The sequence below is a fragment of the Capsulimonas sp. genome, assembly GCF_039929585.1.
Taxonomy (GTDB): Bacteria; Armatimonadota; Armatimonadia; order Armatimonadales; family Capsulimonadaceae; genus Capsulimonas.
Map to the genome: position 1 here is coordinate 1 of NZ_JBDSQY010000144.1, position 11,228 is coordinate 11,228.

The following is an 11,228-nucleotide window of genomic DNA, read 5'->3' on the forward strand; positions in this document are numbered from 1 at the left end:
CGTCCCTGGCTCTATCGCATCACGGTCAATCGATGCCTGGACAAGCTGCGCGCCCACGGCCGCATGCCGGCGACGCTGGTGCTGGACGCCGTGGTCGACCCCGCCGACCAATCCGACACGCCGCTTCAATTGCTTCTCACCGAGGAGTTTCAGGAGCGTCTGCAAACGGCGGTCGCCGACCTGCCGCCGAAATATCGCGCCGTATTTTTACTGCGCCATCTGGACGATCTTTCCTACGACGAGATCGCCATGGCGACGGAACTGCCGATCGGCACGGTCAAGACACATCTGTTTCGCGCCCGCGCGCAGCTGCGCGGGACACTGGCGGGGTACTGGGAATCATGAACTGCGCACAAGCCCAAACTTATATCCAGGAATCGCTGGACGGAATACTCTCCAGCGCCCAGCGTGAGGCGCTCGACGCCCACCTCGCCGTCTGCCCTGTCTGCACGGATCACTGGCGCGAGTATCGCCAATTGTCCCGCGCCGCCACGCAGTGGGTGCAGGAACCTGTCTCCGTGAGCAGCGATTTTACGTTTCGCCTGATGGCGAAGATCGAAGAGCGCGCGGCTTCAGCTCAGCCGTCGAGGCCTGCGCTCTGGCGGCAGGCCGCCTTCGCCGTCGTGGCTGCGATCGCGATCTTTGGACTATCCTGGGCGCTTTACCCTCAACTGATGGGCGTGAAGGTCGCCGCCACGGGCATTGTCTTGGCTCCACCGCCGGTTCCTGTGACGACTTCCACACTGTGGGAATCCGTACGTGATTTGCCGGCGTCCGTCGTCGCCCTACAAAGCGCGATCCCCACGTCCGCGTGGATCCTGCCCGCCTGTCTGATCGCACTGGCCGCTAACCTCGCGCTGATCCAATACGCCCGGAGGCGAACGGCTTGAATAATCGACTTCGTCTGGTTTTTCTTTCTTTCGTCGCCTCCCTGCTGCTGATGCTCACTCTGGTCCCGGCCGCCCACGCCGGGGACGGCCGGGGGATGGTGGTGGTTCTCGTCGGTGGCCCGGTCGTCGTCTTTTTCACCCTCGCCGCGTTCGCCGCGCTCTGCATCTTCGCCGTTGGAATCAATAAAGGCCCACAGCTGATCGCGATCGGTGAGCGCGCTCTGGACAACTCCCAGGGCGCTCGTCTTCTGCATTTTGTTTGGGGAATTCTTTGCGCGATCTTCGTCGCCACCGCCGCCGCCGTCTTCATCAATGTCGAGATGTTCGCGTTAATCGGAATCCTGATCCTGATCGCCGGCGTAATGCTCACGGGTTTTGGCGTCCTTGTTTCATCCGCGCATCTTGGGACTCGAGTGGTCTTGCTGCTCGACGGCGCGCCCCCGGACACCCTCGGCGCCATTCGCGTCGGCCTTCCGCTGCTGCTGCTGGCGTCAGCCGTTCCCATTGTCGGCTCACTGCAAATCATCGCGGCGGCGGCGATGGGGATGGGCGCTGTTCTGGAGGCGATCGCGCGGCGGAATTGAATGGCGAGGATGTGGAGAAAAGTTCACGCTGGCTTCTTTGAACAATGCGCGTTATAATGAAGTCTCTCATAAAGCACAACGACGCGCTGGGCTGTGTGAGACCAGACGTAATTTTTCAAGGAGCGGGAATGAACGAAGAAACGCAAGGGTTGAATCGCCGGGAAGTGCTGCAAGTGGCGGCGGGCGCGGGCGCGCTGTTGCTGCTGCCGGCTGCCGTGAGCCACGCGAAGGAAGCCGAGAAGCCAGTCCCTGTCAACGACACGGCTGTGTGGACAGCCATTGGCAAGGCCGAGGAGTTCCCGCTGAATACGCCGACGCGGGTCGCCGTCGGCGACCGTGCGCTGTCCGTCACGCGCACGGATGACAAGACAATCACCGCGCTTTCGCTGAGGTGTACGCATAAGGGCTGCGAAGTCAGCTGGCAAGCGACGAAGTCCGATTACGCCTGCCCTTGCCACGGCGCCCTGTTTGCGGCGGATGGCAAGTGTCTCGCCGGCACGCGTCGCTCCCCATCGGAGCTGATGGAGCCGCTAGCGACCGTCCCTGCCCGCAAGAAGGGCAATCAGATCGAACTCGATCTCAGCGGCCTCCCCGCCGGCGCGCCTCCTCCGCGCTAAATTCGCTCGGATTTCTCCGGCGAGAAATATCCCCCGACCCTGAAAACAGTAATGTTTTCAGGGTCTTTTTATTGGCCGCTCCTCTTCTCATCTCTTCGGAATCCTTTCCCAAGCCCATAAGTATCGTAAAGAAACGTTGCTCACCTGCTAAATATCTCGGTAGAAAATGCCGATATTGAAACCGTTGGGTCAGTTCTTGGCCGACATTTTAAATTTTCACGTCGTTTGAGAGTCGCATACTTGTGAAGCGTTTTATTTCTCTAATATTGCTGGTCCTGATGGCCGCCGTTTACGGATTTTGCGCCCCCGCGTTGGCGGCTTCGGGTGCATCAAAGCGGCGAGTCCTGGTCGTCAAATCCCGAGACATTGCGTTTTACGCCCCCTCCTCGCTGGGATTCATCAAAGGATTGAAGTCCCGGGGATACGGCGACTCGACCGATATTGCCGTGATCGCGCTGTCTGGAGATAAAGACAAGGATCAGCAGACGATCAAATCGCAGATGCAGAAGAACAACAGTCTCATCTTCACACTGGGGACGGACGCCACCCGGACGATCTCGGAGGCGCGTCCCACATGTCCCTGTGTGTTCAGTATGATCCTGGACCCTATCAGTTTAGGGGTCGCCAAGTCCCTCTCACAGCCGGGCGGATCCTTTACCGGCACGACGCTGCAAATCAGCGCGGGGAAGCAGTTGGATTCGCTGCAGCAGATCCTGCCCCAGATCCACAAGGTCGGGCTTCTCTACACGGATGGCGACGCCACCTCGCTCGCCTTTTTGAGCGCCGCCCGGCAGGATGCGGATCGGCTGCATATTGAGATCGTGGCGCAGGCGATGGCGCCCGGCGCGGATCGCAAGGCGGCTCTGGAAGATTTGGCGGGAACGGTGGGCGCGTTCTGGCTGATCGTCGACCCCGCATCGGCCGGGCCGCAGGCGCTCGCCGACACGTTCGAAATCGCGAAGCAGCATAAACTGCCGGTCCTGGGCACATCCAGCGCCAATGTCCACGCCGGGGCGCTGCTGGCTCTCTCCGCGAATTTACAAGACCTCGGCGATGTGAACGCCGAGATGGCGGCGCCCCTGCTGGACGGTTCGGCGCAGGCGGGACAGACCAGCGTGCGCGGCCCCAGACAAACCATGCTTTCCGTCAGCCTGGACACCGCGGCGGCGCTTGGCCTGACAGTCCCGAACTCCGTGCTGCGGCTTGCGGACGAAGTTGTTGACTCCGGCGCGGCGAAGAAATAACTCGAAGTAAATTAGCACGAAATCATCATGAACGAAACACGATTAAATATTAAGACGATTTTGAAGAGCAAGCTGGCCCGGCGGCTGGTTCCCATCCTGATGGCCGTAGTGGCCGTCCCGATCGCTATGACGGTGCTGACGGTCGGCCACGTCGCCCGCGAGCAGATCGTGACGATGACCCACACGATGGAGCGGATCAACGGCTCCGCCGTGAAGGACGCCGGCAAGCAGTTCCAGCAGGTCGGGCAGGAAACCGTGCGCAGCTCCGGCCGCAAGATGGCGGAGATCTCGCTCCAAGCCGGCCAAAACGTTTCGAAGCAGTGGGAAAAGAGCCAGGCGGATTCGATCGCGAAAACGGGCGACGATTTTGCCCGTGTTACGCAAAACAGCTTTGATGGCGCGATGCGCCAATCGCTTTCCACGAACCGCGACATTCTGAGCGACGTGAACGGCCAGATGGGGCGCTTGTTCGCCAGCTCCGCGCACTACACTCAAGCCCGTGTGGCCGACCGGGTTCAGACCGCGATGCTCGATCAAAGCAATCGGCAGATGCAGGAGCGGGCGCGGCAGCTCGCACAGCTCACCGAGGTCTACTTGCAGACCAACCAGAACTATCTCGCCCTGACCGCGCAGATGCTCAATGTCTACGATGGTGACCGGGCCGGCGAAAAGGCCGTGCTCGACGCGCTCGTGCGCCGGTTTCCCATGTTCACGCTCGTCAGCGTGATGAGTTTGAACGGTCAGGAAACGGCGATGTCCGTCTCGGACCAGGCCGTGACCGCCTCGGACCTGTCCAATCATTTCAATACGGAATACTTTCGGGCGGGGATGCGGGGTGATACCTATGTCGGTCTGGAGACCCCGTCCCAGTTCGGCCGAGCTCCCGTCCTGCGCCTCGCCGTTCCGGTGGAGCTGTATCGGGGCAAAGTCATTGGCGTTCTCTCGGCGCGTCTCTCCATGGAAGACCTCTGGGACACGATCCGTAATACGCACATCGGTAAGAACGGCTATGCGTATGTGACCGGCGCAAACGGCGCGGCGCTGCTGAAGGAGCGCCCGACTTCCGCGCAGATGATGCGGCAGGTCGCGCCGATTGAGACGCTTGGGTGGAAATTGGTAGTGGCTCAGCCGAGCGATGAAGTGATGTCGCCGGTGCGGTCGTTCAAGAACGATATCGCGCGGAATACGCAGCATTCTCTGCGGCAGATGAATCAGGACATTCATAACTCCTCGGAGATCGCGGCGACACGTCTCCAGAAGGACGCTGGCCGTCTGCACACGGACACCGCCGCACAGGTGCGGACACGCACCGGCGAGATCTTTGGCAAGCTTCAGCGCAAAACCAATCAGCAGACGAGCACCGAGCTGAAGGAGATGCAGGAGGCGATTCGATCACAGGCGGAGCAGGCGCAGCAGGATAGTGACCGGCGAATGGCGGCGGCGGCGGGCGCCGCGTCGGCGGAGGTCGCTCGGCGCATTCCGCCGCTCACCGCCAGCGCTCTCCATCTCGCGAGCCGGCGTCTCTCGGTCTTTGCATTGGCGATTATTTTGATCTCCTGCGCGGTCAGCTGTGTTATCGGCCTCTTCCTGGCGAGCGTGATCCTGCGACCGATCCTGCGTTTGGCGCAGGGAACGCGGGCGATCGCCCAGGGCGAGCTCGATAAACGGGTGGATGAGCGGGCGCCGGCGGAGATCGGCGATCTCGCCGTGGCCTTCAATACCATGGCCGAATCGCTTCAGCAGAGTCGAACGGAGCTGGACACCGCGGAGGCGCAGCTGGTGCAGTCCGCGAAGCTGGCGTCGCTCGGCACGCTGTCTGCGGGCGTCGCCCACGAACTGAACCAGCCGGTCGCCATTGTCCGCGGCATTTCGCAGCAGCTCCAGGGAGAACCGAATCTTTCTCCGGATGTCCTGGAAGACCTGGCGCTGATCGAAGGCCAGACAGGCCGCATGATGAAGATCATCAAGCACCTGCGCACCTTCTGCCGCGCCGGCGGATACGAGATGGTCCCGGTGACGGTGGATCAAGTCGTCGAGAACTGCTTTATTCTGATCGATGCGCAGCTCAAGGCGCACGATATCTCGGTCAAGCTCGATCTGAAAGCCGGCGAAGGGCAAGTTATGGGCGACGCGAACGAATTGGAGCAGGTCTTTATCAACCTGATCACCAACGCCCGCGACGCCATGGAAGGCCGCAAAGACGGCGAGATCGCCATCCGGTCCTGGTCCGAGAATGGCCATCTTTGTATTGAGTTTCACGACAACGGGACCGGTATTCCCGAGGAAGTCGCGGCGCATATTTTCGACCCGTTCTTTACCACCAAGGAAGCCGGCAAGGGCACCGGTTTGGGGCTGTCGATCAGCCACGGCATCCTGCAAAAACACAAAGGCCAGATCACGACGCATAACGACGGCGGCGCCGTCTTCACGATCACCCTCCCGCTTTTAGAAGCGGACACCAACGAGCAAGAAAACGAACTGCGGCGGGCGGCTTAAGCTCCGACCGCCCCAGAGGAATAGAACCATGGCAAAAGTATTATTAGCGGACGATGAAGAAGCTCTTCGGCTGATGCTGGGCCGTCAGCTCCGGCGCGGCGGACATGAAGTGACGCTTGCCGAAGACGGACAGATGGCGCTGGAGTTCCTGCAGCAGGGCTCCTATGACTTGGTCGTCTCCGACATGAAGATGCCCCGCCTCGACGGCATGGGGCTTCTGGAGGCGGCGCATCTGCTCACTCCCGAGACGGAGTTCATCATCCTGACCGGACACGGATCGATGGAGAACGCCGTCGAGGCCTTCAAGACCGGCCGTGTTTTCGATTATCTCCTGAAGCCCCTGGAAGACATTCGGGAGCTGGACGCCGTGGTGACGCGCGCCGTGGAGCGACGTACGCTTCGTTCCGAGAACGGCCGTCTGGTGAATGAACTGGAAGCGCGCATTAGTGAGCTGGAAGCCGCTAAGGCGCAGCTTGCGGATCTGGCGGAGCGCGACGGTCTGACCGGTCTTTTCAACCACAAGACTATTCATCACCGGCTGGAGACGCTTCTGGAGGCCATCCCCGACGACACCGTCTCGGTGATGATGCTGGATATGGACGGCTTCAAGCTGATCAACGATACTTACGGTCACCCGACCGGCGACAAAGTCCTGCGGCATCTGGCGCGCTCCCTGGAGGCGATCTGTGGTGAAAAGGGAGTGCTGGGGCGCTGCGGCGGCGACGAATTCATGGTCATCCTTCCATCCACCACCGGGGTAGAGGCGCAGGGCGTGGCGAATGAGATCAAGCAGTATCTCGGGCTTCATCCGTTCAAGAGCCCGGACGGCGCGAACCTGCCTGTTCGCCTTTGTTTCGGTGTTGCTGATACCCGCTCGGCGGGATGCTCCGCGCCGAACCTGGTCACCGCTGCGGACACGGCGCTTTACGAAGGCAAGAGCCACGGCGGAGATCAAGTCACGCTCCACCTCCAGCATGTGCTGGAAGGCGTGGACCCCTCGCACGGCAAGTTCGAAGTGCTGGACGGCCTGGTGACGGCAATCGACCGCAAAGACCATTACACTAAGCGCCACTCCGAGGATGTGACTGGTTACGCGCTCAAGCTCGTGGACGCGCTGGGGCTTTCCGGCGAGACGCTGGACGCCGTTCGGGTCGCCGGCCTGCTGCATGACATCGGCAAGATCGGCGTCCCTGACAGCATACTGCGCAAGCCAGGCAAGCTCACCGCCGAAGAGTACGAAGTGATGAAGGGGCATGTCACGCTGTCGATGCTGATCATCCACGGCCTGCCGCGCCTCAACGATATCCTCGACGCCGTTTCGAACCACCATGAGCGCTGGGACGGCAAGGGATACCCCAGCGGCGTTGCCGGTGAAGAGATCCCGCTTCTCGGGCGTGTTATGGCGGTCGCCGACGCCTTCAGCGCCATGACGCTCGACCGGCCGTATCGGTCGGGAATGTCCATTGACGACGCTCTTGGGGAGATCGAGCGTGGTTCGGGATCACAGTTCGATCCCCAGCTGGCGGAACTCTTTATCGAGATTATTCGAGCGCAGGAAGCGATCCATCAGCAGGCGGCTTGATCGCTCAAGGGAATAGCATGATTGTCGATATGAAAACGATCGTCGTTCGCCGAGGACGCAGAATGTTATGGGCCGCATTGGGGTTAGCCTCCGGCCTTTCGGGAACGGCGGTTCAGGCGCAGGCTCCGGCGCCGGATTCCATCATGGTCGCCAGCGCGAGCGCTGAACGGGACACCTCGGCGGATATGGAGCTTTTGATGGCCGGCGACGTGATGATCGTGACTGCCTCCAAAACGGCCCAGCACATCAGCGATTCGCCTGCCGCCGTCACGGTCATTACGGCCGAACAGATCCAGCAGTCGGGCGCCACAACGATTGCGGAACTGATGCGATCGGTTCCCGGCGCGGATGTGATGGAGCCGAATAAGAGCCAGGCCAACATTGCGATCCGAGGCTTCAATAACGTTTACTCAAACAAAATCCTGGTTATGATCGACGGTCGTTCGATCAATGAGGACATCGAAGGCAACGTCTTCTGGAACACGGAGCCGCTGCTGCTGTCTCGGATCGCGCGGATCGAAGTCGTGCGCGGTCCCGGCTCGGTTCTTTACGGCGCCGACGCATTCGGCGGTGTGATCAACATCATCACCAAGACGCCGATGGAACTGTTAGCTGATGGCAAGCGCATGTCTGCGGCGGCGGCTTACGGGGAGCATACCAGCACGTTTATCGAGGCGGCGAATACGCAGGGCAAGATCGGAGATTGGGCCGTCACGGTGGGTGCGGGTTACCATGGGAGTAAAGGCTTTGGGGATCGTCAGCCAGACAAGGTGCGAGATAGCTTTAGCACACCGATTCTGACGGTCGACGCGCAAAAACAGACCTCGCGCGGCTCGCTGGCGTTCTCCGCCAGTAACTCGGACGCTAAGGCCGATCTTTCCGTGCAAACAAACGTCGAGGATGGAAATTGGCATACGAACTCGTTTACACTCACGTATAACGAGGACAAGGGGCCGAACCCAATTATGGCGCGGATCTATCGCAATTCGCTGCAATTGAAAGGCAGTGAATTTGATCTCGACGCCCGGATTGTCAATGTTGACTTGCAGCAGCAGCGCCAGATCTCCGCCAGACATCAGCTGCTTTACGGCGGCAGCTACCGTCAAGGCGAGTTCCAAGCGACGCCGACCGGATCGGGGCGACACTCGGAAAACCTCGCCAGCGTGTTCATCCAGGATCAAATTCTGATCGATTCTAGGACGAACTTATTCGCAGGCGTGCGCTGGGATAACAATTCCGTCTATGGATCGCAGGTCTCGCCGCGCCTCAGCGTCGTGCGTCATCTTCCAAAGGAGCAGACGCTTCGGCTTTCTTATGGAACGGCGTTCCGCGCTCCGACGCTTCTGGACACGTTCGTCAATTACTCCTCACCGCTGCTGCCTGGAGTGAACCTCAATATTATCGGCAACACCGGACTGAAGCCGGAAAAAGTTTCCAGCTTCGAAGCGGGATACCGCAAAGATCTGGCGACGGGGTATGTGGGTCTCAACTTGTTCTACAACGACGTGACGGATCTCATTGGCAACACCGTGACCCAGTACGCTCCGGCTCCCTATCCCGCTGGTATTCCCACGACCGTCCAATGGGTCAATCAGGGGAAAGCGCGCGCGGTCGGCTTTGAACTGGAAAGCGGCTTTTCCCTGCCGCATGGGGCTCACGGCCTATTCAACTACGCTTTCCAGAATGTGACGTATCAGAATGGAGAGCAGGTCATATACTCGCCGCACCACAAGATCAATTTGGTTCTGAATACCGATGAGCGCCGGCGTGTGACCGGATACCTTGCCGCTCACTTTGTCGGCGCGTCTTCCGATCCGCCGGCGACGCTCCGCGCCTACACAACAGTGGACGCCAGGCTTGGGTATCGCGTGGGGGGACTGGCGAATCCCTGGACTGTATCGCTCTCCGCGACGAACTTGCTGGACGATCGGCATTCGGAATATGTGGACTCGCTCAGCGCCATGGCCCCGAGCAAAAGCGCCGAAGCCCAGCGGCGCACTCTTTGGTTCCGTGCGGACGGTAAATTCTAAGTAAGATGCATTCGATCAAAAATAGTAAAACGATGGTTATCGAGATTAAAAAAATGGAAACAGAGCGCCGAAACTGCCGAATGCTGTGGGCAGCGCTGGGATTGGCCGCTAGCCTCTCAGGCGCGAGGGCGGGAGCGCAGCAGCCGAATTCGATCATGGTCGCCAGCGCGAGCGGCGACCGCGATACCTCGGCGGATAACGAGCTGCTGCTCGCTAGCGACGCCATGATCGTCACTGCGTCCAAGACCGCGCAGAGCATCACCGATGCGCCCGCCGCCGTTACGGTCATTACGGCGGAGCATATCCAGCAGTCGGGAGCGACGAGCATTGCCGAGCTTTTGCGCTCGGTCCCTGGCGTGGATGTGATGGAGCCGAACAAATCGCAGGTCAATGTTGCGATCCGTGGGTTCAACGGCGTTTACGCGAACAAAGTGCTGGTCATGGTGGATGGTCGGTCAATCAATATCGATATTGACGGCAACGTTTTCTGGAATATGGAGCCGCTGTTGTTATCTCGGATCGCTCGCATCGAAGTGGTGCGTGGTCCCGGCTCAGTGCTCTACGGCGCCAACGCCTTCGGGGGCGTCATCAACATCATCACCAAGACGCCGCAGGAACTGCTGGCGGCGGGCAAACGTACATCGGCCACGGCGGCTTACGGCGAGCATTCCAGCACGTTCATCGAGGCGGCAAATACGCAGGGCAAGGCGGGCGATTGGGCGATCGTGGTCGGGGCGGGTTACCATGGGAGCACTGGGTTCGGCGAGCGCCAGTCGGGCCATGTTCGTGACAGCTCACGGGTTCCGATCCTCACGTTGGATGCGCAGAAGCAGCTGTCGCGCGGATCGCTCACGTTCGCTGCGGCCAACTCCGACGCCATAGGGGACCTGTCCATGCAGATAACGGCTTTGGACGCCAAGTGGCGCACGAACTCATTCACACTGACCTATAACGAAGACAAAGGGCCAAATCCAATCATGGCCCGAGTGTACCGCAACTCACAAAGCGTCAATGGAAGCGGCTTCGACTTTAAGGGACAGATCCTCAATGCCGAGTTGCAGCAATCACGCCGTCTTACGGACCGCCACCAGCTGCTTTACGGAGCAAGCTATCGCCATGCGGATTACAGTACGACATTGACTGGCAAAGATACGCATGGGCAGGACCTTTCCGGCATGTTTGTTCAGGATCAAGTCGAGATTGACGACGTGACGAACCTCTTCGCCGGCGTGCGATGGGATCGCAATCCGCTTTACCCCGCGCAAATCTCGCCCCGCCTCAGCGTCGTGCGCCATCTGCCGAAGGATCAGACCGTGCGCTTGTCTTACGGCACGGCGTTTCGTGCTCCGACGCAAATCGATACCTACCTGGAGTTGTCGATCCCGCTAGCTCCGGGAATCGATCTTCGCAATATCGCCAATACTCACCTGAAGCCGGAAAAAGTATCGAGTTTCGAGGCGGGGTATCGGCGGGACTTTTCGGCGGGCTATGTCGGCCTCAATCTGTTTTACAACGACATCACAGATATTATCGGCAGCGTCGTAAAGCAGGTCGCGCCGCCGCCCTTTCCCGCAGGTATTCCCACGCTCATCCAATCGGAGAATCTGGGGACTGCCCGCGCCGTCGGCTTTGAACTCGAAAGCGGATTTTCGCTCGGTCTATAATGGTCCTATAAATTAGGACAGCAAATCGGGCACAATTAAGGTGGATACACCACCATGCCCAACACCCGAAAACACTATTCCGCCACCTTCAAAGCGCAGGTCGTTTTGGAGGCGCTCAAAG

At 60.0% G+C, this 11,228-nt stretch carries 9 protein-coding genes; all 9 read left to right on the top strand.

The window, feature by feature from the left end; all coding sequences use genetic code 11:
• Positions 1-345: sigma-70 family RNA polymerase sigma factor (locus ABIZ35_RS09925; RefSeq protein WP_348219734.1), on the top strand; the 345-nt coding region annotated here is incomplete at its 5' end.
• Positions 342-890 (top strand): zf-HC2 domain-containing protein, encoded by a 549-nt coding sequence (locus ABIZ35_RS09930; protein WP_348219735.1) that lies wholly within the window; start codon positions 342-344, stop codon positions 888-890. The genes ABIZ35_RS09925 and ABIZ35_RS09930, both read left to right, overlap by 4 nt.
• Positions 887-1,474, top strand: a complete 588-nt coding sequence (locus tag ABIZ35_RS09935) for a hypothetical protein (RefSeq protein WP_348219736.1) — start codon at positions 887-889, stop codon at positions 1,472-1,474. The genes ABIZ35_RS09930 and ABIZ35_RS09935 overlap by 4 nt, the downstream gene beginning before the upstream one ends.
• 128 nt (positions 1,475-1,602) lie before the next feature.
• The gene (locus ABIZ35_RS09940; RefSeq protein WP_348219737.1) at positions 1,603-2,091 is read left to right on the top strand and encodes a Rieske (2Fe-2S) protein; all 489 of its coding nucleotides are present in this window, start codon (positions 1,603-1,605) and stop codon (positions 2,089-2,091) included.
• Between the two features lie 242 nt (positions 2,092-2,333).
• Positions 2,334-3,335, top strand: a complete 1,002-nt coding sequence (locus ABIZ35_RS09945) for an ABC transporter substrate-binding protein (protein WP_348219738.1) — start codon at positions 2,334-2,336, stop codon at positions 3,333-3,335.
• Positions 3,336-3,362: 27 nt separating this feature from the next.
• Positions 3,363-5,831 (top strand): ATP-binding protein, encoded by a 2,469-nt coding sequence (locus ABIZ35_RS09950; protein ID WP_348219739.1) that lies wholly within the window; start codon positions 3,363-3,365, stop codon positions 5,829-5,831.
• A gap of 28 nt (positions 5,832-5,859) precedes the next feature.
• Positions 5,860-7,413: an HD domain-containing phosphohydrolase gene (locus ABIZ35_RS09955; RefSeq protein ID WP_348219740.1), complete on the top strand. Its 1,554-nt coding sequence runs from the start codon at positions 5,860-5,862 to the stop codon at positions 7,411-7,413.
• Positions 7,414-7,442: 29 nt separating this feature from the next.
• Complete coding sequence (locus ABIZ35_RS09960) at positions 7,443-9,443, top strand: TonB-dependent receptor (protein ID WP_348219741.1); 2,001 nt, start codon at positions 7,443-7,445, stop codon at positions 9,441-9,443.
• Positions 9,444-9,496: 53 nt separating this feature from the next.
• On the top strand, positions 9,497-11,107 hold the full coding sequence (locus tag ABIZ35_RS09965) for a TonB-dependent receptor (RefSeq protein ID WP_348219742.1): 1,611 nt from the start codon (positions 9,497-9,499) through the stop codon (positions 11,105-11,107).
• Positions 11,108-11,228 lie beyond the last annotated feature (121 nt).

Excerpts from the sequence above, each read along its gene's own strand:
- ABIZ35_RS09960 (WP_348219741.1), top strand. The coding sequence starts at position 7,443 with ATGAAAACGATCGTCGTTCGCCGAGGACGCAGAATGTTATGGGCCGCA.
- ABIZ35_RS09940 (WP_348219737.1), top strand. The coding sequence starts at position 1,603 with ATGAACGAAGAAACGCAAGGGTTGAATCGCCGGGAAGTGCTGCAAGTG.
- ABIZ35_RS09930 (WP_348219735.1), top strand. The coding sequence starts at position 342 with ATGAACTGCGCACAAGCCCAAACTTATATCCAGGAATCGCTGGACGGA.
- ABIZ35_RS09955 (WP_348219740.1), top strand. The coding sequence starts at position 5,860 with ATGGCAAAAGTATTATTAGCGGACGATGAAGAAGCTCTTCGGCTGATG.
- ABIZ35_RS09950 (WP_348219739.1), top strand. The coding sequence starts at position 3,363 with ATGAACGAAACACGATTAAATATTAAGACGATTTTGAAGAGCAAGCTG.
- ABIZ35_RS09965 (WP_348219742.1), top strand. The coding sequence starts at position 9,497 with ATGGAAACAGAGCGCCGAAACTGCCGAATGCTGTGGGCAGCGCTGGGA.